The 25,382-nt window shown below is 35.6% G+C and carries 23 protein-coding genes; 15 read left to right on the top strand and 8 right to left on the bottom strand.

The genetic code is table 11. The features are described 5' to 3' along the window. Window positions 1–98: 98 nt before the first annotated feature. The gene (locus AAGU07_RS07915) at window positions 99–1,334 is read right to left on the bottom strand and encodes a PIN-like domain-containing protein (RefSeq protein WP_342458568.1); all 1,236 of its coding nucleotides are present in this window, start codon (window positions 1,332–1,334) and stop codon (window positions 99–101) included. A gap of 568 nt (window positions 1,335–1,902) precedes the next feature. Here AAGU07_RS07915 and AAGU07_RS07910 point away from each other — a divergent pair. Both AAGU07_RS07910 and AAGU07_RS07905 read left to right on the top strand, forming a co-directional pair. Beyond that, window positions 1,903–2,046, top strand: a complete 144-nt coding sequence (locus AAGU07_RS07910) for a hypothetical protein (protein WP_342458567.1) — start codon at window positions 1,903–1,905, stop codon at window positions 2,044–2,046. A gap of 413 nt (window positions 2,047–2,459) precedes the next feature. Next, window positions 2,460–3,815: a radical SAM protein gene (locus AAGU07_RS07905; RefSeq protein WP_342458566.1), complete on the top strand. Its 1,356-nt coding sequence runs from the start codon at window positions 2,460–2,462 to the stop codon at window positions 3,813–3,815. A gap of 115 nt (window positions 3,816–3,930) precedes the next feature. Here the strand turns inward: AAGU07_RS07905 and AAGU07_RS07900 are convergent, their stop codons facing one another. Next, window positions 3,931–4,848, bottom strand: a complete 918-nt coding sequence (locus tag AAGU07_RS07900; protein ID WP_342459360.1) for a carbohydrate kinase family protein — start codon at window positions 4,846–4,848, stop codon at window positions 3,931–3,933. 219 nt (window positions 4,849–5,067) lie between these two features. On the opposite strand from AAGU07_RS07900, the gene AAGU07_RS07895 reads away from it, so the two are divergent. Beyond that, entirely contained in the window at window positions 5,068–6,384 is a 1,317-nt protein-coding gene (locus AAGU07_RS07895; RefSeq protein WP_342458565.1) for a glutamine synthetase, read from the top strand. A gap of 14 nt (window positions 6,385–6,398) precedes the next feature. Here the strand turns inward: AAGU07_RS07895 and AAGU07_RS07890 are convergent, their stop codons facing one another. Beyond that, window positions 6,399–7,391, bottom strand: a complete 993-nt coding sequence (locus tag AAGU07_RS07890) for a hypothetical protein (protein ID WP_342458564.1) — start codon at window positions 7,389–7,391, stop codon at window positions 6,399–6,401. Window positions 7,392–7,477: 86 nt separating this feature from the next. Then, the gene (locus AAGU07_RS07885) at window positions 7,478–8,344 is read right to left on the bottom strand and encodes a LysR family transcriptional regulator (protein WP_342458563.1); all 867 of its coding nucleotides are present in this window, start codon (window positions 8,342–8,344) and stop codon (window positions 7,478–7,480) included. Window positions 8,345–8,482: 138 nt separating this feature from the next. Here AAGU07_RS07885 and hxlB point away from each other — a divergent pair, with 138 nt between their 5' ends. After that, entirely contained in the window at window positions 8,483–9,067 is a 585-nt protein-coding gene (hxlB, locus tag AAGU07_RS07880; RefSeq protein WP_069584526.1) for a 6-phospho-3-hexuloisomerase, read from the top strand. Window positions 9,068–9,481: 414 nt separating this feature from the next. Beyond that, window positions 9,482–10,219, top strand: a complete 738-nt coding sequence (locus AAGU07_RS07875) for a SagB/ThcOx family dehydrogenase (protein ID WP_342458562.1) — start codon at window positions 9,482–9,484, stop codon at window positions 10,217–10,219. A gap of 14 nt (window positions 10,220–10,233) precedes the next feature. On the opposite strand, the gene fdhD is transcribed toward AAGU07_RS07875, so the two are convergent. Beyond that, on the bottom strand, window positions 10,234–10,992 hold the full coding sequence (fdhD, locus tag AAGU07_RS07870; RefSeq protein WP_342458561.1) for a formate dehydrogenase accessory sulfurtransferase FdhD: 759 nt from the start codon (window positions 10,990–10,992) through the stop codon (window positions 10,234–10,236). Window positions 10,993–11,106: 114 nt separating this feature from the next. Next, entirely contained in the window at window positions 11,107–11,427 is a 321-nt protein-coding gene (locus AAGU07_RS07865; RefSeq protein WP_342458560.1) for a carboxymuconolactone decarboxylase family protein, read from the bottom strand. A 257-nt stretch (window positions 11,428–11,684) separates the two neighbouring features. Here AAGU07_RS07865 and nuoE point away from each other — a divergent pair, with 257 nt between their 5' ends. Continuing rightward, on the top strand, window positions 11,685–12,167 hold the full coding sequence (gene nuoE / locus AAGU07_RS07860; RefSeq protein ID WP_342458559.1) for an NADH-quinone oxidoreductase subunit NuoE: 483 nt from the start codon (window positions 11,685–11,687) through the stop codon (window positions 12,165–12,167). A gap of 12 nt (window positions 12,168–12,179) precedes the next feature. Then, window positions 12,180–14,063, top strand: a complete 1,884-nt coding sequence (locus AAGU07_RS07855) for an NADH-quinone oxidoreductase subunit NuoF (protein ID WP_342458558.1) — start codon at window positions 12,180–12,182, stop codon at window positions 14,061–14,063. 82 nt (window positions 14,064–14,145) lie between these two features. Here AAGU07_RS07855 and mobB read toward each other — a convergent pair whose 3' ends face one another. Further along, window positions 14,146–14,850, bottom strand: a complete 705-nt coding sequence (gene mobB / locus AAGU07_RS07850) for a molybdopterin-guanine dinucleotide biosynthesis protein B (protein ID WP_342458557.1) — start codon at window positions 14,848–14,850, stop codon at window positions 14,146–14,148. Between the two features lie 278 nt (window positions 14,851–15,128). Here mobB and fdhF point away from each other — a divergent pair, with 278 nt between their 5' ends. Together fdhF and AAGU07_RS07840 are read left to right on the top strand one after the other, a co-directional pair. Beyond that, window positions 15,129–17,807 carry a formate dehydrogenase subunit alpha gene (gene fdhF, locus AAGU07_RS07845; protein WP_342458556.1) on the top strand — a complete coding sequence of 893 codons (2,679 nt, stop codon included), beginning with the start codon at window positions 15,129–15,131 and terminating at the stop codon, window positions 17,805–17,807. Between the two features lie 89 nt (window positions 17,808–17,896). Further along, window positions 17,897–18,382, top strand: coding sequence for a tetratricopeptide repeat protein (locus AAGU07_RS07840; RefSeq protein ID WP_342458555.1), 486 nt, complete (start codon window positions 17,897–17,899; stop codon window positions 18,380–18,382). 20 nt (window positions 18,383–18,402) lie between these two features. On the opposite strand, the gene glp is transcribed toward AAGU07_RS07840, so the two are convergent. After that, a complete protein-coding gene (gene glp / locus AAGU07_RS07835; protein ID WP_342458554.1) occupies window positions 18,403–19,620 on the bottom strand; it encodes a gephyrin-like molybdotransferase Glp in 1,218 nt (405 codons plus the stop codon). Between the two features lie 359 nt (window positions 19,621–19,979). On the opposite strand from glp, the gene AAGU07_RS07830 reads away from it, so the two are divergent. From AAGU07_RS07830 to AAGU07_RS07805, 6 genes are all read left to right on the top strand, one after another. Beyond that, the gene (locus AAGU07_RS07830) at window positions 19,980–20,435 is read left to right on the top strand and encodes a 4Fe-4S binding protein (protein ID WP_342458553.1); all 456 of its coding nucleotides are present in this window, start codon (window positions 19,980–19,982) and stop codon (window positions 20,433–20,435) included. Beyond that, window positions 20,435–21,475, top strand: a complete 1,041-nt coding sequence (fwdF, locus tag AAGU07_RS07825) for a tungsten-dependent formylmethanofuran dehydrogenase subunit FwdF (RefSeq protein ID WP_069584504.1) — start codon at window positions 20,435–20,437, stop codon at window positions 21,473–21,475. The genes AAGU07_RS07830 and fwdF overlap by 1 nt, the downstream gene beginning before the upstream one ends. An 18-nt stretch (window positions 21,476–21,493) precedes the next feature. Then, window positions 21,494–21,724 carry a 4Fe-4S binding protein gene (locus AAGU07_RS07820; RefSeq protein WP_048081391.1) on the top strand — a complete coding sequence of 77 codons (231 nt, stop codon included), beginning with the start codon at window positions 21,494–21,496 and terminating at the stop codon, window positions 21,722–21,724. 94 nt (window positions 21,725–21,818) lie between these two features. Then, window positions 21,819–22,271 carry a molybdopterin dinucleotide binding domain-containing protein gene (locus tag AAGU07_RS07815; protein ID WP_342459359.1) on the top strand — a complete coding sequence of 151 codons (453 nt, stop codon included), beginning with the start codon at window positions 21,819–21,821 and terminating at the stop codon, window positions 22,269–22,271. 13 nt (window positions 22,272–22,284) lie between these two features. Further along, window positions 22,285–23,661 (top strand): formylmethanofuran dehydrogenase subunit B, encoded by a 1,377-nt coding sequence (locus AAGU07_RS07810; protein ID WP_342458552.1) that lies wholly within the window; start codon window positions 22,285–22,287, stop codon window positions 23,659–23,661. Window positions 23,662–23,669: 8 nt separating this feature from the next. Further along, window positions 23,670–25,382, top strand: coding sequence for a formylmethanofuran dehydrogenase subunit A (locus tag AAGU07_RS07805; RefSeq protein WP_342458551.1), 1,713 nt, complete (start codon window positions 23,670–23,672; stop codon window positions 25,380–25,382).

Genomic DNA, 25,382 nt, shown 5'->3' with positions numbered 1-25,382 from the left:
GAAACTTTCACTTCCTGAACTTAAAAATAAAAAAATAAGAGATATGGTGGTAAAGATTGATTTTAAAAATGAAAAACCGGTACTATCTCAGTAAATGATTAATTATTAGTTCTTTTTCGCAGTGCTTCTTCCAGGGCATTTTTAGTAGTAGTGTTTTGATCAATTAGCTTCTGTAAGACGTTTTCACTCATTATAGTTTTTGTGATCATCTTTTGAAGGTCGCTTTCATCTATGACCTTCTGGTCAATTAACTTTTGTAAAGTTCCATATGCTGTATTTTGATTGATTATCTTTTGTAAAGTGCTTTCACTCAGCAATGTTCTTGTAATCATCTGGTGTAAGTCATTTTCATCTATGACCTTCTGGTCAATTAACTTTTGTAAAGTTTTATAAGCGGTGCTCTGGTTGATTAGTTTTTGTAACGCGTTTTCACCTAATAATGTATTGTCAATTATTTCCTGCAGGGCAATGTCTGATGGAGGATTTTCCAGTTTTGTACTTTTACGTCTTTTTAATTTATTGGAAAAATCAGTAAGCTCTTCTATTACATCTGTTAAATTCAAATATTTCTTAGAATCACTTAAAAAGCTCATGAATCTATAAATATAAAATTTCTGCTCTATTGATGAAAATTCTTTAATTAAGGAGGGATGTGGTTCCATTTGTTCTTTTTCAGGGTTTATCCACCAACCAGGATTTTCAGTTACAAAGATAATATCTTTTTTTTCTCCTTTTGCATAATCTAACATTTGATACCAGGATATTAAATTACTGTACTCATTTTCTTCAAACCCTGGACGAATTCCTTTAATTTTCCTTATTTTAGCTTCGTTATTAATTTCCTTCAACTTTGGATCAGAATAATTATTTCCTGTTTTTCCCTCAAAAAGATCATTTAATTTATTTCTAATTTCATCGTGATCAGGTTTTCTTAAGCTTTCAGATATATTTTCTAAAATAGCGTCAATTCCATTGAAGTTTTTTTTAACCTGGATATCAATATTTGAACTGCTCAAAAAAGTATGGTTTAAGTCCGCAATTTTTTGAGCTAAATTTTTAGAATCCTTCTTTAAAATGGTAATGCTATTTCTTAAGTCTTCATAATTTTGGGCTGCTTTTTTCACGCCATGAATACTATTCCTTTGAAACTCTGAACTAATTTGGTAGGGTATCCATATGCGGTTAGAGATTTCATTTTTGAGGATGTTAATGAATTCACTGTAAATCTCTTCAGGGCAAGTATACAAATTCATTAAAACGCTCGTATCAAAAACAAATGTGCATTTTTCCCATAATTTTTCTAAATTGGGTTCATCATAAAATTCATCTTTCATAATTAACTCCTAATCATTCTCTAGCCAGCGTAGCTCTTATTTAATAAAATTCGGACCCATTATTTGGTATTTTAAATAATAAACTTAAGCTAAATTACTAAAAATTACTAAATAATGGGCTAATTTTATAATTTATTTTTAGTTTATAGTATTCTCTGTGTTACTCATAATTTTATCATTTATGAAACAAATTAAATCGAAAAATTTAAACTAAATATATTATAAAGTGCTAATAAATATTTAATTTTAATAAAAATAAACCCATTATTATAATTTGGGGATATTCCGGGTAAATAAGTAATTATTATTACTTTTTAATTAGAGATATGATAAAAGCAGTTATTATGCGCTTCATTTTTTAAATACATTATATTGAATTGATAGTTCAAATGGTTGATTTTTAGATATTTTAAATGGTTATAATGGTTATTTGGACATTTATATGCATCTAATGGTGATAAAAACTGATGTATATTGGAAATTTTAATTTTAAAGCATGATTAATGAATTATTCAAGAAGATAAAAAAGTAGAAATCTGATAAAAACTAACATATAATTGGTGATTTGATGGTTACTGAAAACGTAAAATGTGGAAGATGTGGAGAATGGTTCAAAAGAGAAATACTGGAAAATAAACGGATTAAAAAATCAGGGAAGGTAGAAGAATACCTGTGCCCTGAATGTGATGAAGAAATAATGAAAAATGAGTAGCTTTATTTTTTTTAATATTTACAAATGCAGGCACTGGTATCAATTTAACATAGTTTAAATAATTTTTCTTTAAAGAACTAGAAAACTCAGTTATACATTGAATAGCTAAATATTCTACTTTTTAATTAGATTATGGGACATTCTATAATTTTCAATAAAATTTTAGTCTAATTTTAATAATTTTTTTCTAAAAATTAAGCTTAACAAAACGTTTATATACGTTACGAACTAACAAAAATCTGTTTTTAATTATAATTGATCATATCATTATTTATTCATATTTCATCGTTTTTAGTTTGTAAGCCTCTATTTTATCTATAAAGCATGATGATAGATTGTTAATTTATATAAGACATTTATCATTCATTCCTATTGTTTTGATTATTTGGATTAAGCAATGAGGTGACATATAAATGAAAATAACATTCATAAACCCCCCGCAGACCAACTCAAAGTATAAATTTATAGGCGTAGTAGCTCCTCCTCTTGGAATAGCTTATATGGCTGCCGTTTTGGAGGAAAATAACTTTGATGTAAGCGTTATTGATGCTTCTGCTATGGATATGACATGGGAAACTCTGGAGGAGGAAATAGGGGAAAATTCTCCTGAGTTAGTGGCTATTACAGCATTAACTCCTACTATAGAACAGGCTTTGAAAACAGCGCAGCTGGTGAAAAAAGTTTGTCCAGATACTGTGGTTGTAATGGGAGGTTATCATCCTACATTTAATTATCAGGAACTTTTAGAGAAGGATTTTGTGGATATTGTAACAATAGGAGAAGGCGAGTACACCATGCTTGAACTGGCTAAAACGCTTGAAAATGATGGTGATCTAGCTGAAGTTAAGGGAATAGCATTTGGTAATGTAGTTACGCCGCCTCGCCCACTTATAAAGGATTTAGATAGCCTTCCATTCCCTGCACTGCATCTCCTTCCAATGGATCATTACAGGCTTTTGAATATGAAAACCAATGTGGCTACAATGATCACCAGCAGGGGCTGTCCAATGCAGTGTTCATTTTGCGCTTCAGCTGCTCTTCACGGCCCTAAAATGCGCTTAAGATCACCTGAAAAAATAGTAGATGAGATGGAATATCTAATAAAAGAGTATGGTGTGGAAACAATAGCTTTTATGGATGATACATTCACCCTTTACAGTAAAAGAGTGAAACAGATATGCGCCGAGATCAAAAAACGGAACATGGATGTTTTATGGGGCTGTACAGCTAGAGTCGATACCTTATCCGAGGAAGTATTAAAAGAAATGAGGGAAGCAGGATGTATAACTATATTTATGGGTGTGGAGTCAGCAGATCAGCAAGTCCTGGATCAAGTAAACAAAAAAACTACTGTTGATAAGATCAAGCACGCATTTGAAGTATCCCGAAAAGAAAAAATCCGTACTATTGCTTCAGTAGTATTGGGAATGCCTGGCGATACTAAAGAGAGTATGGGAAGGACTATAAAGTTTGTGCAGGAATTAAAGCCATCTTATGCTATTTTTAGCCTGGCAACGCCATATCCTGGAACCAGGTTTTACCAGCAGATGAAGGAGAAAAATCTGATTAAAGTTAAGGACTGGTCTAAATATACCCTTATTTCACCTATTATAGATACTATGGAATGTTCTTTAGAAGAGCTTAGAAAAATTCAAAGCAACGCTTTTCGTAAGTTCTACCTGCGTCCAAGGTATATCCTTAGTCAAGTATGGATGGACGGTCCTATACTCTTAAAAACATTAGTTGCTGTTATCCGGAAAGTGGCATAGCACTGTTTAATACGTTATTTGTAAAATAAGTGGTTATTCATCCTGTTTTATTAGGATAGGTGTTAACTGGGAATGTATTGGTTATTTTATAAAATAAATGGGGGATGTAAATTGATTATTCATCCCATTTTTCTTTCATTCTTTCAATGGTCATATTATAATCTGGAACATTGGTCTGGCATCCTTCAGCCTCTACAATGAACGATGAAACAGCAGAAGCGAATTTTCCACAGTATTCTAGATCTTTGTCATTTAAATAAGCATTTAAGAACGCAGCACGATATGAATCTCCAGCTCCCGTTGGGTCTACTGGGGTTCTGAGTATTGAATCTATTTTAATTTTTTTATCAGCGTATATCATGCTTCCGTCTTTACCGTATGTTTTAACTATAATTTCCGGCCCAATAGATCTCAGTTCATTGATATCAATATTCAATGTTTTTAAAATTCTGTCAATTTCGTAATGGTTTCCAAAAAGAATGTTACAGACTTTTATAACACTTTTAAGCTTTTCTGAAGAGTACATGTGGAGATCTTGTCCTGGATCAAAAGATATCAATTTTTGAAATTCGTTGGCCACTTCACCTGACCTTCGATTGAAGCAGGGGTCGCCTGTTGCCAGGTGAACTGCAGTTGCCTTTTTAATAGCTCTTTCAGGAGGTTCAGATTCTTTAAAGTAAGCTGCAGCCCCCCAGTAGAAATAACTTATCTGATCATTGTTAGAATCTGTAAAAACCCATGCCATGGGCGTTTTTTCGTTTTCAATCACTATCATATCCTCAGTGTCTACTCCCATAGTTTTAAGCTTATTGTGGTAATTTGAAGCTTTAAATTCGTCTCCAACAGCAGATACCAGCGCTGATTTAAGTCCTAATGTAGATGCCACCACTGCTACATTTGCAGCTGCTCCTCCATCGAAGTTTTTTATCTGTTTTATCAGTGTTGACGAATTTGGAGATGGAAATTCCTTAACAAGAACTATAGAATCTAAAGCTGTGTGCCCAATGGCTAGAAGATCTGTTTTTTTAATCAGAAAAATCACCTCATAATATAATAATTATTATAAATAACTCTGGAAAAATTTCCCATGGTTTTTACAAGTTTCGTTTTAAAACTATTAAAATGTTTGGAAAGTTATTTAGGTTTGGGGAGAGTATATAGTTCTAAATGATTAAAACAAATTTAAGTTAAGCTTTTTAAATAATGTCTGGAATGATTAATTTAATTATTAAGCTGTTGTGGGGTAAGTGGTATGGTTAATAAAAAATCTGTTGTACCTTCCGATATTGAGTTTATCCGGATACTGTGGTGTGATAATGCAAATATAATAAGGGCAAAATCGATTTATAAGAATTCTTCGGAGGATTCTAAGTATTATGTAGGTATTTCTGAAGGTCAACAGGGAGTGCCTGCAGTATATGATGCTGTTGTTGAAGAAAGCGGGCTTAGTCCAGTAGGTGAAGTCCAGCTTAAAGCAGATCTTTCAAGTTTTACGCCTGTTCCATATTCTCCAGGTCACGGGCGTTTTATGGGGGATATGAAAAAAAATGGAGAGACGTGGGATTACTGTCCCCGAGGGTTTTTAAAAAGGATGCGGGATAAAGCTGCAGGAATGGGATTTTCAGTTAAAGGGGCATTTGAAAATGAATTTTACCTTTTAAAGAAAACTGAAGATGGAATTTTTCCTGCTGATGACACTTCCTTTGCATCGACTTATTCCATGGATATAAATAGCGAAATCATTGATGAAATGGTTAAATCACTTATTTTACAGGGTATGGAAGTCCAGCAGTACCATGCTGAATCTGGACCTGGACAACAGGAAATTACAGTTAAGTACGACGAGGCTCTTAAGGCATGCGATAATCAAATAATATTTAGAGAAACTGTAAGGGCAGTTGCAGGTAAATATGGTTTAACAGCATCATTCCTTCCTAAAATATTTGTAGATAAAGCTGGAAGCGGATGTCATTTGCATTTAAGCCTGTGGAGGGAAGGCAAAAATATTTTATCTGATTTTGAAGATAAATATGGGATTTCTAAGGTAGGAAGTCAGTTTATAGCAGGCGTTTTACATCACTTGCCTGCGCTTATGGCCGTAACCACTCCAATTACCAACTCTTATCATAGAATTAAACCGCATTACTGGAGTGGAGCTTTCCAGTGTTGGGGAATTGGTAATAGAGAGGCTGCTATTAGGGTTATTCCGGAATTTAATGGAGAGATCAAAAATTTTGAGTTAAAAACAGTAGATGCATCTTCTAATCCTTATCTGGCATTGGGTGCAGTTATTGCAGCAGGGATTCATGGAGTAACACAGAAAATGGAACTGGAAGAGCCAGTTCAGGAAGATCCTGGAAATATATTACAGGGAAAAGATTATAAAATAAAAATTCTACCTTCCAGACTGGAAAATGCAATTGAAGAGCTGGAAAAAGATGAAATAATCTTGAATGCAATGGGAAAGAAACTTTCAAAAGCTTATATTGCAGTTAAAAAAGCAGAAATAGAATATTTAAAAAATTTTAATTTAGAAAAAGAAGTTGAATTACTCCTTGAGAAATATTAGTTGTAAAAAAGTTTTTACAGGTCTTCGAAATCATCTTCTTTTATTCCTAAGATATCTGTAGTTTTTTTAGCTCTTACAGGTTCTATTTCTATTTCTTTTGGAGGTTGTAACTTTTTAATATCTTCCTGCAGTTCTTCAATACCTTCTGGAATTCTATTAAACAATCTATTAAATAATCCAAGGTTTTTTAAAGTAGTTATAGCTTCCATTGACATTGAAAGATACTGTTCTAACTTCCGTTTTTTAGATTCTAATTCATTTATAGTTTTATCTTTCTTGTTTACTACTTCTTGAAGATGCCTGTAATTATTGATTAATTTATTGTGCTCTACATGGATCATCCCGAGTTTATCTGCACTTGATCGAAGTTTTTCTATTTCCTTCTCATGCTGAGATTTAATATCCAGAATATTACTGTAATTACCTTTTAATTCATCATAATTAGTTTTTAACAGGCTATAATCATTTTTTAATTCACTAATCTCTTTTGCTTTGTTCTCAATTTCATTTTTAAGCCCTATATTTCCAATTCGATAAACTTCCATCTGATTGTGTATAGTTTCCTTTTCTTCTAGCTTATCTTTTAGAGAATTAGATTTATATTCTAATTCTTCTTTGAGTTTACTGTATTTATTTTTAAGATCTTCAAGTTCAATTTCTTTATTATCGAGTAAAAGAGATAATTCATTTGATCTAGTTGCATAATTGTCTTCAAGTGTAGTAATTTTAGAGTTGTAGGTTTCTTTAAGTTCTTCAATTTCTGATTTTGCTTTCTGAATTTCTATGTCCTTTTCCTGGAGTTTAAGGCCTTTTAATTTAATCTCTAAGCCTTTAGATTCTAATTTCGCCGATAATTCCTTAGATTTATTCAACTCATTTTCAAAGTCTTTTTTGCCGACGATGATAACATCTTCAATGTTTTTAAGATTATTAGCTTCAAGTTCTTCGCTCTCAATCTCAATGACATATTTGTTGTACTTACTGATTTTTTTCTTTAAGACACCCATACTAACCACTCTACCAACATCTAGTTAACTTTCCTTTATTCATTCAGGGGTATATATAAAGCCACTCTTATTACCCTGTAAACTAATTATCTTACACTTTCAAATCCGCACTTTTCAACTAATCTCTGCCCCTTAAAAGTTAAAATGAAATTTAAAAAGTCATCTATTCTTTTATCTTCTTTATTACATATAACGCAACTTATGATGTGCCGTGTATCATTTTTTATAATATCTGAGCCTTCCCATAAGCTGCTGTTTATAAATGTGTAAAATTCAGGATTTTTTTGGACAAATCTCAGGGCATCATAGGGTAATTTAAATTCCCCTGCTAATTTATACTGAATTTTATTATCGTCCAGTGTATTCCATGCCAGCCTTTGGGGTGAATCAAGAACTTCAACAAAATTTCTCCCATTTAACTCCCTGATGTCATGGTGTGTTCTTGCGCCGGATACGAGAACCAAGTGGTCATATGCAATTGGTACAAAGTCTAAATTTTGTATAAATGCGTGCACGGGGTCGTCAAGTGTTAGAATATCCACCATATCGAGGCTAGCTAGATGAATTGCATTTTTATCACTTGTTCTGTATACTGCAGCATTTAAACCATATTTTGATGATAACGTTTCCATAAGTCTGGAAGAAGCATATCCTCCGCAAATAATGATTTTTTCATGATTTTTAAGCCTATTTGTATATTTTTTATACTTTTGAAGGATTTTTTTCGCGTTCCTGGTCAGCTCAGAACCTGCACCAGTTGCAGCGAGAAGTTTAAAACCAAGTTTTTCTTCAGCTTCTTTAATACGGCGATTGAGAACTGCATGGGATATGTTTAATTCTTGAGCAGCTTTTCGTTGGGAATATGTTCTGGATACATGTTCAAGCGCTTCAAAAAGCTTATAACTAAATGTATGTCTTTCTATTATAAGGCTTACCTTTGGATGGTATTTCATTTTAACCACTGTTTAGTTGTCAAAGTATGGATGTAATTTCAGTCTTTCTATTATTAAAAGGATATAACCAAATCAATATTTATAGGTAAATATACTAAGAAAGAATATAGAAATATAGATTCTGCAACCGGTGAGAAAATGATTTTAAATGAGGCTATAGATGAAATAGTGGACAATATTAAGGGTGTATCATCAGAAATTGACAGTGAACGCATTGAAGAAATGCTTGACATGCTAATTAATGCAAACAATGTTTTTATAATAGGTCTTGGAAGATCTGGACTGGTTGCAAGGGCCTTTGCTATGAGGTTAATGCATCTTGGAATAAGTGTGTATGTGGTCGGGGAAACTATAACTCCAGCTATATATGCTGATGACTGTTTACTTGCAATTTCAGGGTCAGGAGAGACCAGTTTTATTATAAGCACTGCTACAATAAGTAAAAAAAGAGGGGCAAAAATAATTGCTGTAACTTCTTATGAAGATTCAACTCTTGGGGGTCTTTCTGATCTGATAATGCCAATTAAAGGCAGAACTAAAATTGACACAGAAAAAGATTATATTAAACGCCAGATAAACGGAAGGCATCAACCACTGTCTCCACTTGGAACTTTATTTGAAGTATCAACTTTTATATTCCTTGAAGGTGTCATAGCTGAGCTTATGCATAAAATGGGAAAAACAGAAGAAGATTTGAAGGCGAGGCATACTGTTCTTGAGTGATTTTTAAGAGGAGTTGATAGTTACAGTGTGTTTTTGATCAATCCCAACAAAAATCGTAGATTTTTGTGGCCTCAAACACTACGTGTTTGGCGGCTTTTTTCTAAAAAGCCCTCGAAAAATCAAAGCCTGTGAAAATTTTCAATTTTCACGGCCCCAAAATTCTTTGAATTTTGAGGGATTTTTCGGGGCGCCAAAAATCATACTGATTTTTGAGCGGTTGACAGGGAAGATTTGAAGGCGAGGCATACTGTTTGAGTGATTTTTTTGGAATTGAACAGATAACTCCAAAAATCTTTGGTTTGCGATATGTTTTTGATGATTTTCTTTTTTAAATGATTTTTTTTGTTTTTTATAATCGGATTAATTTCAGGTAATATTAAACTATATATGTAAAATGGACGGAGAGTACTAGTTATGTCCAGAAAAGGAAAAATTATTCTAATTATCCTAATTATCTTACTTGGTGTAACAATTGCTTATTTAGTCTGGCCTCAATCTGCAACAACCAGTAACAGCCAGAGGACAGTTATCAGTACAATAAACCTTCCAAGCCCTATACTTGATGGCAACGTGTCTGTGGAGCAAGCTATACAAAATAGGCGTTCTGTGAGGCACTATACTAACCAATCTATAACTTTACAAGATGTTTCACAGCTTATGTGGGCTGCGCAGGGAATCACTGATAAAGCTAACAACTTAAGATCGGTACCCTCCGGCGGACAGGTCTATCCACTGGAAGTGTATATTATTGTAGGTAAAGATGGGGTAACAGGGTTAAGTGAAGGAATATATCATTATAATCCCTATAACAACACTCTGGAGAAAACATCAGAAAGTGATGCTCGTTCAGATTTGTCTCAGGCTGCAAACGGACAGGCATGGGTAAAAGAAGCCCCAGTAGATATCGTAATTACTGGAGATTACAGTAAAATGGTGGCTAAATATAAAGATGAAACACTTTGTACTCGATTTGTGAATTTAGAAGCGGGGCATGCTGGAGAAAATATTTATCTGGAAGCTGAAGCCAGAGGTCTGGTAACAGTAGCCTTGGGTTCATTTAAAGATGACCAGGTCCATACAGTTCTCGGCCTTCCAGAAAATGAAAATACGATATATATTTATCCAGTAGGATATTCTGCGTATAACACATAGGTGTTATACTATTTTTATATTAAAATCCTGTAGGGATGTGTATATATGTTAAACCGTTCTCCCCTGACAAATCCTGCTAATGTTATTCCTGCTTTTTGGGCAACGGAATAACCTGAAGAAGTAGGGGCTGCATTAGAAGTTAAAATTGGGATTCCAGTCCTTGCAACCTTTATTAACATGTCTGCAGGCATTCGCCCACTGTATACGAGGAAACTCCTTGAAAAATCTATTTTTTTAAGTGCACTTGCACCTATAACTTTATCCACTGCAACGTGGCGGCTTACATCTTCTATACCTATAAATTCATCAGTATCTTTATTTACAAGACCTGCTATGTGGGTACCGCCGGTTTCCTGCCATACATGGGCTTCTTCTTTTAATTTTTTAAATCCTTCAAATATGTCCTCTTTAGAGATGGTATAATCTGAATCTACTTCATTTATATAATCAATTTTTGTTCTCCACCCTCCAAAGCAGTCAGAGCCCACGATCAGTTCTTTCCTGATATCAAAATCAGCGAGGTCAACAGTTACGTTGATGGTATAATCTTCAACTTTTATTTTGGTTATATTGTCTACAGATACAGCTAATCCTTCTCCAAGTAAGTATCCTACTGCAAACTCTTTTAAAGAGTTAGGGCTTATGGAAAAACTTCTAGTGACTGTCTCATTTATGATAATTTTGATTTGCTCGTCATTAACAATTTTTTCCTCTACCTGAGAGATTCCTTTATCAACACGTGTAGCATTTACTTTTTTAAACATTTCTGCCATGGAATTACCTCGTAGTCAAAAAGTCTGTCTATATTTAATTAGTTCACTGATTATTAAAACTGACGCAAAAATAAAAAAATTAATAAATTAATGCTTTAAAAAAGAGTTACTTATTTATTTTTTATCCATTACAACGTCATCTACCCATGAGATGGCTGCAGCTACATTTGGGAATCCTATAGTACTTGTGATAATAATTAACGCATGATATAGTTCCTCAGGAGAGGCTCCAAGTTCAAGAGCTCTTCTTGCGTGGCTGTGTACGGCACCTTCTGATCTTATGGCAGCTGATGCTGCAAGCTGAATTAAATGTGAATGTTTATGATCTATAGGGCCGGATTGATCTGTTATTTTACCTAAATTGCTTAATGCATTCCCAAATTCTTTATATCTTTCTCTTATACTTACATAATGATCTGGAAGTTCATCTGCCATGGTTATTATCCCCATTTCTTTTTATTTACCTGTTTATAATATGATTTTAATTGGATATATTTATTACTGATTAGCAATTTCATTATAGCGCCTAAAAAATCGTCCAAAAAAATTCAAATGATTGTGGTGAAATAAATATAAATAGAAAAAATGTATATTTTTATATCATTACTCTTTTTAAAAAATTCAATCAGTCAACTGATAAGTCAAATTTAACCAGTACATTTAAGATATAATTAGTAAACCGGTGGAAAAGAATGGAAGACAAATTAAGCGAAATTTTATCAAATTACAAAGGCGAAAAATCAGAATTAATTCCTATTTTACAGGATATCCAGTCTAATTATGGATACCTACCTGAAGATATAATAATAGAGCTTTCAAACTTTTTGAAGATGCCTGAAAGCGAAATATATGGAGTTGCAACATTTTATTCTCAGTTTAGATTTACTCCTGTGGGTAAAAAACATATAATGGTTTGTACCGGGACTGCATGCCACGTACAGGGCGCGCCTCAAATATTAGCTGGAATTGAAAGACATCTGGGTATCAAAGAAGGAGAAGTGACCACTGATTTAGATTATTCTCTTGAATCTGTGGGGTGTCTGGGCTGCTGCGCTTTAGCGCCATGTGCCATGGTCAATGATGAAGTTGAGTCTCATATATCTTTAAAAAATATTAAAAGACTTTTTAAAAGGAAAAAAAGTAAAGAAAAAGAAGTAATTAGATCAAAACTTTAAAAAGGGAAATCAATGAATTTCGATAAAATAGTTAAAACTGCAAAAAAGGAATACAAATCGCTTTATAAAAGCGAAGACCCATTAATACTCATAGGTTCTGCCACATGCGGAAAATCTGCAGGTGCAGCTCTTGTAAAATCTGTAATTCAAGATGAATTGGAGAAAAATAATGCAAATGCAGAGATCATTGAAGTGGGCTGTATTGGGTTATGCTACGCAGAACCAATAATAACGATTTTTAAGCAGGGAAAGCCGGGAATTTTCTATGGAAATGTAACAAAGAAGACAGCACAAGAAATCATCAGATCTTACATTGTAGAAGACGATCCTTTGCCTGAATATGCCCTTGGAACTATTGGAGAAGGAAAAATTGAGGGCATACCTTTATTTTTTGATACTGAAGTGTTAAAACCGCAAGTAAGGCGGATTTTACGTAACTGTGGTATTATAGATCCAAAGAATATCAACCACTACATTGCAAATGATGGGTACAGTGGATTTATGGATGCCATTGAAATGGCACCAGAGGAAGTTATAGAAAAAATAAAAGAATCTGGACTTAGAGGAAGAGGTGGAGCAGGATTCCCTACATGGATGAAATGGCAGTTCTGCCGTGATTCCGGCGGGGAAACCAGGTATTTAATATGCAACGCTGATGAAGGAGATCCAGGGGCGTTCATGAACAGGTCTCTTCTTGAAAGTGATCCTCATTCAGTTTTGGAAGGAATACTCATAGCAGGATACGTCATCGGCGCGAAAAAGGCATACATATACTGCAGGGCTGAATATCCTCTTGCACTCGATCATTTAAAGCATGCAATAAAACAGATGCGAGAATATGGATTTTTAGGGGAGAATATCTGCGGCTCTGGATTTAATTTTGATATAGAAATAAAAGAAGGTGCCGGTGCATTTGTATGTGGTGAAGAGACTGCTTTAATAGCCTCAGTTGAAGGAAAAAGAGGAACTCCACGTACACGCCCCCCATTTCCAACAACTTCTGGCCTATTTGGTAAACCAACCGTTATAAACAACGTGGAAACCCTTGCAAGTGTAGCGCTTATAATGCAGAAAAACCCTGATAAATTCGCAGAATTTGGAACAGACTCAAGTAAAGGGACCAAAACATTTTCTCTAGTGGGTGAAATTGAAAGGCCTGGCTTAATTGAGGTACCTCTTGGAACAACCTTAAGAGAAGTAATTTTCGACATCGGTGGAGGTATTCCCGGCGGCAAAAAATTTAAAGCAGTGCAAATTGGAGGCCCTTCTGGAGGTTGCCTTCCTGAAAACTTCATAGACACTCCAATAGACTATGATTCTCTTACTATGGCTGGTGCTATAATGGGCTCTGGCGGGCTTGTTATAATGGACGAAAGTACGTGCATGGTTGAAGTTTCCCGTTATTTCCTTGAATTTTCCCAGAGAGAGTCCTGCGGTAAGTGCGTACCATGTAGATTAGGTGCAAAACAGATGCTGGATATATTGACCGATATAACTGAAGGAAAAGGTAAACTTGAAGATGTACAGCTGCTTAAAGACCTTTCAGAAGGAATTAAAATGGGTTCACTGTGTGGTTTAGGTCAAAACACACCGAATCCAGTGCTTACAACACTGAAATACTTTGAAAATGAATACAATGCACATATCAATGACCATCTTTGCCCTGCCCTTGCATGTAAAGAATTCATAGCTTACAGTATAATAACTGAAGAATGCAACGGCTGCAGGTTATGCTTTAAATCATGTCCTGTAGATGCAATTAGTGGTGAAAAGAAGCAGCCTCATGTAATCGACCAGGAAAAATGTATAAAATGCGGTACATGCATCGAGCTGTGTTCTGGAAAGTATGATGCTATGGAATGCATACCAAAAATAGAGATGGATGAAGGTAAATAAGGATATAATTTAAATCCTTTTTACGCTATTTTTTAAGTTTAAATTTAAAATTTTTTACGTTTAGATTAGTAAAAATCAGTAATTAATTTTTATCTCGTATTATCAATTCAATTTTCTTGCCTTCTCCTACTCCAAATTCTTCGGTTTTAAGGGATTTTATCATGCCTATAACTGCATTTTTAACGAAATCCTGTACAAAGAAGTTCATTGGGATAATATGGTCATCTACTCTGAGTAGAATTTCATCAGATTCTGTTTTACATTCTGTGCCTTTTTCTACTTCTCCTTTTACGGCAGCTTTTGCAAACTCTGTACAGTTTTCAAAACCGCATTTTTTACAATCTAAATTCTGTAAAATGCCGTAGCTTCTTTCTTCAATTAGATCTACAATCGGTTTGACATCCTCTTCATTCATTTCAAGAGCATTGACTTGGGTTATTGTGAATTCATCTTCAATATTGGATGTAGCTACTTTAGCATAGTTACAATGTTTAAAACTTTCTAAAACTACAAAATCAAGGTCTTTAATGAATTTCACCATACTTAAAATCTGGTCTAGGTCCATGTTTTCATTTACAGTTAAAAAGGTTTCATCACCTGAACCCACTACAATTTCTGCCCCAGCTTCCCTGTGTTTCCATGTATCTTTACCTTCAAGATCAAAAGTGTGGTGGGTGTGTTTAATGGTTCCAACGCTGAAGCCCCTGCTTGTAAGTTCAGCAACGATTCTTGTAACGAGTGTTGTTTTTCCAGTATTTTTTGTTCCAGAAACAGCTATAACTTTCATAATTACACCTATAGAATAATTCAATGTCTTATTGAGTAATATATCATTAATAAAGCGTATTTAATTATAATAATTTATCATAAACTAATTTTGTTTAATGTATGCTGTACCTTATTTTTGGGAATTTCAATATAAATAAATATGATGATATATAATTTCTAAATAACTTACATATATCGGATATTTTCCATATTTTGGAGATAAAAGAGTATGTATACAATGGATAGATACTCATTTTAGAATCTAATTTTGATAATTTACAGATTTCAATGATTAACATGAAGAAAAATAAAATCACATTTACAATAGATGGATTTAATATAGAAACGGAAGAAGGAACCACCATACTTGAGGCGGCACTTGAAAACGGTATTTATATTCCAAATTTATGTTACAGCCCTCAATTAAAACCATATGGGGCCTGTAGATTGTGCTTAGTTGAAAATGATGATGGAAGATTGGTTACATCATGTGAAACAATTGCACAGGAAGGAATGAATATAAAGAGTGAAAGTGAAGCAGTAAATAAAGTAAGGAGGCTTGTTGCAGAACTTTTAATTGCAAACCATGAGATGGACTGCCTTACATGCGCTAAAAATAATGAATGCAAACTGCAGGAGATAGCTTCTTATCTTGGCATTCAAAGGGATGATCTGGGAAGTTTAAGGTGTTCGACTATAGATCTTGAGAGGGACGAATCCAATCCATTTTTTGACAGGGATCTTAAGAAATGTATACTGTGCGGGATATGTGTTAGAACATGCAGCGAGATGCTGGGTGTAAATGCAGTTGATTTTGGATTTAGGGGGTGCAATACAAAAATTACAACATTTGCAGATAGGCCTATAATGGAATCGGCCTGTGTATCTTGTGGTGAATGCGTTGTAAGATGCCCTGTGGGTGCACTGGTTTCTAAAAACAGTCCAAAACCTTCAAGGGAAGTTAAAAGCACATGTCCATACTGTGGTGTTGGTTGTAGCATATATCTTGGAGTCCGGGGAAATGAGATTACAGGTGTAAGGGCTGATCCAGATAATAAAGTAAATAAAGGTAACCTCTGTGTTAAGGGCCGATTTGGATACAAATTCATTAATCACCCTGACAGATTAACTTCGCCTCTAATAAAAAGGAATGGAAAATTTGAAGAAGTAAGCTGGGACGAAGCACTTGATTTTATAGCTCAAAACCTTGAAAAATATAAGGGAGACAATTTTGCAGCGATTTCATCTGCAAGATGCACAAATGAAGATAATTATGCTCTCCAGAAATTTACACGTGTTGTAATGGGCACAAATAATGTGGATAACTGCGCACGTTCATGCCATGCACCATCAGTTGCAGGTCTTGCCCGAAGTATGGGGAGCGGGGCAATGAGTAATTCTATAGATGAAATACCTGATGCTGATTGTCTATTTATTATAGGTACCAATGCAACGGCGTCATATCCAGTTATAGGTATGAGAATGATTGAGGCAGCTAAAAAGGGTAAAAAGCTCATTGTTGCAGATCCAAGGGAAATACAGCTTTCAAAATATGCGGATGTGTTCTTAAAACATAATCCCGGAACTGACGTTGCTCTCCTTATGGGTATGATGAGGGTGATAATTGATGAAGGCTTGTATGATTCTTCCTTTGTCGATGAACGCACAGAAAACTTCGATGAATTTAAAAAATCACTTGAAGAATTTGATCTTGACTCAGTTGAAGAAATTACAGGAGTTAACAAAGAAGAGATAAGGGAAGCGGCAAGGTTATACGCGTCAACAAAACCTGCATCTATTCTGTACTCGTTAGGTATAACGGAGCATTCTCATGGAACTGATAATGTATTTGCGCTCAGTAACCTGGCGCTTCTTACAGGAAACATCGGAAAACCTTCCACTGGAGTAAACCCGATTAGGGGACAAAATAATGTTCAGGGATCCTGTGATATGGGATGTTTGCCTGATTCATATCCGGGATACCAGAAAGTGGATGACCCCCAAGTTTATAAGAAATTTGAAGAAATGTGGGGCTGTGAATTAGATAAATCTGTAGGATTAAAAATGCCTTTTGTTATAGGTGCATCAAGTCTTGGAACAGTTAAAGCACTTTATATCATGGGTGAAAATCCGGTTTTAAGCGAGCCTGACTCTTCAAGCATCATTAAATCCCTTGAGAATCTTGACTTTTTAATAGTTCAGGATATTTTCATGACTGAAACGGCACGCATGGCTGATGTGGTACTGCCTGCAGCATCTTATGCTGAAAAAGATGGTACATTTACCAATGCAGAGCGAAGAATACAGAGGGTACGAAAAGCAATAGAACCAGTAGGCGAATCTAGAGCTGATTGGGAAATAACCTGTGAAATTGCTAAAAAGATGGGTACAGAAGGATTTGAATTTAAAGATGCTTCATCCATTGTAGATGAACTTGCTTCAGTTGCTCCAATATTTGGTGGAATTACATACAGCCGCATTGAAGAAGGGGGCATACAATGGCCTTGTATTGATGAAAAAGACCAGGGAACTCCAATTCTGCATGTAGAAAAATTTGCAACTGAAAGCGGCAAAGGGAAGTTCATACCTTTACACTACAGACCTCCCGCTGAGCTGCCTGATGAAGAATATCCATTACTCCTTACAACAGGGCGTAGTATCTACCATTATCATACTACTACGATGACTGGAGCCGCTGATGGTCTTGTTGAATTGTACGGTGATGATCCAGTAGAAATAAACCCTGAAGACGCGGCAGAACTTGGACTTGAGAATGGGGATATAGTTAAGGTAACCTCAAGGAGGGGTGAAGTTAAAACAAGGGTAGAAGTAACTGATATGTCTCCAAAAGGAGTAGTCTTCATGACGTTCCACTTCGGTGAGACGCCTACAAATGTTCTCACAAGCCCTGCAATGGATCCTATATCCAATACGCCAGAATTTAAGGTTTGTGCGGTGAAGGTTGAAAAAGAGTAAGTTTATCATAATTTTAATTTTTCAGTTTTATATGATGTTGAAATAAGTAATCATAATGGAAAATAATAGAGTTTTTGAGGTTGATTTTAATGGGTAAAAAAGAAGCTGAAGTGTTTCATAAACAAGCGATGTCCTTTTTAGGGCAGGGTGAAGTTCAACGAGCAGTCGAATTTTTTGATAAAGCAATTAATCTGGATGAAGATTTCTTTCCTGCATGGAACAATAAAGGAATATCCCTTCTAGAACTTAAGAAATATGAACAAGCACTGGCCTGTTTTGAACAGGTTATTCGTATAAATCCACTTGATAGGATGGTTTGGTATAACAAAGGATACACTCTGTTTATGTTAAAAAAATATGATGAATCTGTAACTGCACTTGAAAATTTCCTTTACACCTACTCTAAAGACGACGACGATTTCTATAAATATGCTTCATACCTGCAGGCTAACGGCTTTTATTATCTCAAAAAATATGATGAAGCGGTTGAAATACTTAGGGGCCTGCTTGTAAAGGATGAGAATTTTGGGGAAGCTCATGAACTTCTTGATCAGATTACAAAAAATCAGGAATAAAATAAAAATATAACTTAAATTCACTCAAAAACTTTTAAAGAGCTGTATTTAAGTATATTGCACTTTTCACCTTTTTTTATATCTTTAGTATCTTCATCAATGAATATATAACAGTTTGAAAGCACTGCTGATTTATTTATGCCTGCTTTTGTTTTTATTGGGTAAACCAAGTCTTTTTCAAGCTTTGCTCTTATTATATTGCACTTACCTTTAGATGATCTTATATCATCACCTGCAGTGCATTCTATTAAATCGAACTTTTTGTAGATATTCTGCATTTTTAGGATATAATTTCTTGCAAAAATGTCAAATTGGACTGCGGCAGCTACTGGATAACCTGAAAGCATGAAAACAGGTTTATTATTTACAACACCAAATCCAGCAGGTTTCCCTGGTTTGATGGCAACGCCGTGAACCAGAACTTCTCCAAGTTTAGAAGTTGCGCTTACCACAACATCTCCCTTGCTGATTGCGGTCCCTCCAGTTGTGATTACTACATCATATTTTTGGGCATATTCATGGAGTTCATTTACCAGGGTATCCAAATCATCTATGCAGTGTTTAATGTGGGGAACTGCAAAAGAATCTTCAACCAGTCCTTTCAAAGCAAATCTATTTGAATTCACTATTTTCCCAGGTTCAAGATTTGTGGTTGGATCTACAAGCTCATTTCCAGTTATAATAACTCCTACTTCAGGTTTTTTGAATACTTTAACCCTGCTGTAACCTGATGAGGCTATCACAGAAAGGTGATTAGGATCTAGAATTTGGCCTTCCTTTAAAATAATTTCTCCTTTTTTTAAATCTTCGCCTTTAAGCGCTACATCTCTATTAAAAGCAACGTTTTTAGTTATTTTAATCTTATTATCTACGTGTTCAATATCTTCTTCCATTACAACTGCGTTTGAACCTGGAGGCATAGGTGCCCCTGTTGCTATTTTAATTGCTTGTCCTTGACTTAGGGTGTGATTAGATACGCTTCCAGCACCAATTTCATCTATAACTTCAAGATATATTGGATTAGATTTGGATGCCATCACTGTATCTTCTGCTATTACAGCATACCCGTCCATTGCAGATCTGTCAAATGGGGGAACATCAATTAATACTTCAATGTTTTCAGCTAAAACTCTTGTATTTGCTTCTTCAAGAGGTATATCTTCTTTTTTAAGTGTTATTTTTACACTTTCAATTAGTTTCAGTGCATTTTCTACAGGAATTAAGTTTGATGAGTACATAATAGACACCAGCTAAATATCATTATTGATTATTTTTTTAACCTTTAATATGTCTTGAAAAAGCTGGTGCAAATAGGTTGTTATTTTTGTTAAATTTTAAAATCATGATGGCCATAAAACGGGTTCAAAATGCAGGTATGGAAAAAAGCTTTATCTGGCTTGAAATTTAAAATTGAAGAATTTTAATGGCTTTAATTGTATGCAGTTTTTTTGAAAAAGTATGCGTATAGGGGATGATTTTTATAGTGTAAAGATGTGTGTCAAGTACACATCAGTATATATAACTTGCTATATTTACCTAGTCGAAATATATATATTTATAGAAACAAGATGTGTAATTAATACACAAGGTGTCCATCATGCCAAAACACATTGCTTCAGGATTAAAATATTTAGCGGCAGTAGAACTCATTAGAGAGGGACGCAGCCAGAGAGAGATATCAGAAATGTTGGATATGGACAGATCAACACTTTCTCATTATTTAAATGGTAGAAATATATCTATGGGATCTATAGAGATAGCAGAACTCATTAAAGGTTTCTGTCCAAAGGACTTCCTGAAGTTAACAAGTGCTCTTTTAGAAAACATGGATACAACAAGAACAATTGTTAAGACATGTTTAAACCAGAAATACAGAGCAAAAGTGAAGGACTCATGTATTGGTTGTGGGCTTTGTGTAGATACATGTTTGATGAATGCCATATCGTTGGATAATCTCAAAGCACAGATAGACTCTGAGTCATGTTGTGGATGTCTTATGTGTGAAGAAAAATGTCCTACTAATTCAATTAAAATAGTTTTGGAGGAAAAATAATGGCTGCAAATGTAAAAGAAGTCAAAGCCAAAAATTTCGACATTGAAAGATCAGCTGAAGAAGAAAGAAAGCTGTCATTCAAGAATGAAACATGTGTTGGCTGCGGCATTTGTGAACAAATATGCCCAGTAGAGGCAATAGAGCTCGGCGACATTGGTGCAATAGTAAGGACCGGTGCTGAAGAGCCTAAAATAACAATAGATGAACATAAATGTGTACTTTGTGGTATGTGTGATGTTGCATGCCCTGTAGATGCATTAGATCTCACAATAGACGGTAAACCAATAAAAGAAATAGAAACTTACCCACGTCTCATATCTTCTGCAGAAATAAGTGATGACGCATGTGTTTACTGTAAAGCATGTGAAAGAGCATGCCCACAGGAAGCAGTAACTGTTGCAAGGGTACTCCCAGACAGGTCAAAACTTGTATCTGGTGAAATTGAAATCAACAAAGAAAAATGTATAGACTGTGGTGTATGTGAAGAAATGTGCCCTGCAGACGCTATAACCATTGAACAGAAAGGGCCTGAAGACTTCGAAATATCAGTAGATGAAGAAAAATGTGTTTACTGTGGTGTATGTAAACGTGCATGTCCTGAAAACGCTATAATGGAAGCATGTAGAGCATGTTCATACGGTGAATACGAAATCAGCCCAGAAGCAGCTGAAATCACTGGTAAAGCAATCATTGATGAAGAATCATGTGTAAGATGCGGATGGTGTGAAGACGTCTGTCCAAAAGAAGCAGTAGCTGTTGAAAAGCCATTCGAAGGTGAACTGGAATTTGACGAAGAAAAATGTGAAGCATGTGGAGCATGTGTAGATATATGCCCATGTGATGTATTAGAGTTCCACAAACCATCCAAACCAGCTGAAATCGGCGATAAAATCGATAAAAAAGAACAGTTCTGTATATACTGTGGAGCATGTGCAAATGTATGTCCTACAAAAGCTATAAACGTAAAAAGAACTGCAGTTAATTACACACCTACTAAATCCAAATCATGGCAACAAAGATTAGAATCTTTAAAAACTTAAAATCATACAGGTGATCAAATGGAACTTAAAGTAAACCAAGACAAATGTCTCGGATGCGGTGTTTGTGTAGTCGCATGCCCAATAAATGCATCAATCAGTCCTGAAGTTTCAGGTGGACACGGTCCTAAGACCGAAGACGTAATTATGATGGTTGAAAATGGAGTAATCAAATTATTCAGTAAAGATAGCTGTACAAAATGTGGTACCTGCCAAGTATTCTGTCCTACAGATGCAATCTGGCTAGAATGAGGTGTTAAATTTGACTTATGTAGAAAAACCAGCCGTTCCAAAAGTAGTAAAATTTGAAGAACCAACTGCTAAAGAACGAACTAAATTAGAAGTAATGCTTAACACAGGTTCCGACATTTACCAAGGAGCTTGCAAAAAAAGAGGATCTACCCTTAAAGATGAATACAGAAAAGTTGCAGGAGTAGCATACATGGACCCTAAAGACATGGCTAAATTAGGTGTCGCTAATTGGGAACATGTGAAAGTAGTTTCTGACTGGGGAGAAGTAATTGTATTCGCTGCTCACTCAAGGGATGCTCCTCATGAAGGCACAATATTTATACCAAAAGGACCATGGGCAAATGTAGTAACAAGCCCTGAGACCTACTGCTGCTGTGACCCTACATACAAGGGGATCATGTGTACAGTTGAAAAATCTGATGAAGACGTTTTATTAATGGCTGACCTTATGAGGGCAACCTACAAAAAATACGTCGGTAATAAGGATGAAGAAAGCATCGCCAAACTTACTTCACTTGGAGAGATGCCGGTCTACAAGAAATTATAAGGAGGTTACATAAATGGCAAATTACGAAGAACCAATAACAGACTACGATGAAATCGTAGAAAACTGTACTTGCGCTTTTTGCGGATGTAACTGTGACGATTTAGATTATTTAGTTAAAGATGGGCATGTTGTTGCAGTAAGACATGCTTGCAGACTAGGTGCTAGTAAGATTATGGAAGATATGGATCAGAGATTATTAGTACCAATGATAAGGAATGAAGAAGGTGAACTTGAAGAAGTTGACTGGGATGCTGCTTTAGATAAAGCTGCAGAACTCATAGCTGGAGCTGTAAGGCCTGTATTCTACGGTTGGAGTGAAACTTCAATTGAAACCATGCACTACGGTCTCGAACTTGGTGAATTAGTAGGAGCTGTCTTAGACAACCAGGCAACTATCTGCCACGGTCCTTCTATTCAGGCAGTTCAGAATGTAGGATACCCTATTTTCACCCTCGGAGAAGGTAAAAACCGTGCAGACATGGTTGTTTACACTGGAAGTAACGCTATGAACTCTCACCCAAGACACATGGCTAGATACAGTACTTTCCCACGAGGATACTTCAGGCCAAGGGGAAGATACGACAGAACTGTTGTTACAATGGACCCTAAATACAGTGACACAGCTAAAATGTCTGATGTATGGATTGGGTTTGAACAAAACGGTGATTACGAGTTCTATAATGCTATAAGGGCAGTTTTAAAAGGTAAAAAACTCAAAAAAGATGTAATTTCAGGTATACCTAAAGAAGACATATATGAATTAACCGAAAAAATGAAAAATGCTCAATTCGGTACACTTTACTTCGGTTTAGGTTTAACCCACACATTATCCAAACAGAGAAACATTGACATAGCTATTCAAATGATAGCTGACTTAAACAAATACTCCAAATGGGTACTAATGCCTATGAGGGGTCACTTCAACGTTAACGGGTTCAATATTTTCATGGCTTATGAAACTGGATTCCCATACGGTGTCGACTTCTCAAGAGGATACCAGAGATACATGAACGGGGAAACCAACACAATAGATCTCTTAACAAGGAAAGAATGTGATGTATTCATGGTAATAGCTGCAGATCCAGGAGCACACTACCCTGGAGGAGCTGTAAAACACCTTGCAGAAATTCCAGTTATACAGATAGATATCCACTGGGGACCATCAACTGAAATAGCAGATGTAGTACTTCCAGGATCATTCATAGGTGTGGAAGCTGCTGGTACCAGTTATAGGATGGACGGTGTTCCAATCTACATGAAAAAAGCTATAGACAAACCTGAAACTTGCAGAGACGATGAATGGATCGTAAAAGAATTATTAGAAAGAGTTAAAAAAATCAAAGCTGAGCAAGGAACTTCACAATCCGAAGAAGGAGCTTTAGCTAAATAGGTGATTTCATGGAATACATACTTAAAAACGGTATTGTTTACGACCCTGCCAACAAGATAGCAGGAGAAAAGAAAGACATAATGTTCAAGGATGGAAAAATCGTTGAAAACGTCTCTTCTGATGCTAAAGTAATTGATGTAACTGATAAAATTGTAATGCCTGCAGGAATTGATCCTCACGCTCACGTAGCAGGACCAAAACTTGTTGTAGGTAGGTTGTACAGACCTGAAGATTCAAGAAAAGGTGTAACCGGTAGAAAAGGTGTAGCAAGATCAGAAAGTGGATTTTCCATACCAAGCTGTCCTGCAACCGGATACAGATACTCTAGAATGGGATACGGAACAGTAACAGAAGCAGCTGTGCCTCCACTAGAAGCTAAACACACTCACGAAGAAATAATGGCTATACCTAACCTCGACATTACTCCACTTGCTCTCTTTGGTAACAACTGGTTTGTACTCCAGTTTGCTAAAGAAGGTAAAATAGATGAACTTGCAGCATTCATCTCTTCATGGTTAAAACTCACCAAATGTTACGGTGTAAAAATAGTTAACCCATGTGGAAGTGAAGCATGGGGATGGGGTATGAATGTACATGGAATTGACGACCCGGCTCCATACTGGGACGTAACTTCCAGAGAAGTAATAACTGCGCTTGCAAAAGCTAACGAAAAGTTAGGACTGCCACATTCAATACACATACACCCTAACAACTTAGGACACCCAGGAAACTACCCAACAACTATAGGATCTTTAGACATAGTCAAAGATGTTGAGAAAAACTCACCTGTCAGAAACCAGACTGTCCACATAACTCACGCTCAGTTCCATTCATACGCTGGTACAAGCTGGAGAGATGTTGAATCTGGTGCAGATTATGTTACAGATTACATAAACAAAAACAAACATGTAACAATGGACGTTGGACAGATAACCCTTGACGAAACCACAACCATGACAGCTGATGCTCCATTTGAATTTGATTTACACCAGCTGAATGGTCTCAAATGGGCTAACAAGGATATTGAACTGGAAACAGCATCTGGTATTGTACCATGTATTTACTCACCAAAAGCTCCAGTTTCAGCTTTCCAGTGGGCTGTTGGATTAGAGTTATTCATGGGAGTCAAAGATCCATGGCAAGTTTGTTTAACAACTGACCACCCTAACGCAGGTCCATTCATAAGATACCCAAGAATCATCTCCTGGTTAATGAGCAGCGAAAGAAGAAATGAAATGATGGACAACAAAGAAGTTCACCCATGGTCTCACAGAAGAACCGCACTTGCAACCATTGACAGGGAATACGACTTCAATGAAATAGCAATCATTACTAGAGCAGGACCAGCTAAAATCTACGGATATCAGGACAGAGGTGAATTCACACCTGGTTACAACGCAGACATAGCTGTATATGACATTAACCCATTTGACATAGACCCATCTAAAGACCCTGCAGCAATAGAAAAAGCTTTCGGTGCTGCAATGTACACAATTAAAGATGGTCAAATAGTAGTCAAAGACGGTGAAGTTGTAAGTATCAAACCAAGCCAGACTTTATGGACCAACGTAAAAGGATTAGAAGCAGAAGAAAAATCAGTAATGGAAAGGGTAATGCCTGACTTTACCAGATATTATTCAATTAAATTTGAAAACTATCAGGTATATGACAAATATTTACCTAACCCAATTGAAACAACAATTAATCAAGCAGGTAAATAA

This window comes from Methanobacterium sp. (assembly GCF_038562635.1).
In the GTDB taxonomy this organism is placed as follows: domain Archaea; phylum Methanobacteriota; class Methanobacteria; order Methanobacteriales; family Methanobacteriaceae; genus Methanobacterium_D.
Note: the sequence above shows the minus strand (reverse complement) of the source record. Positions and strands in the feature narration are given on the sequence as shown.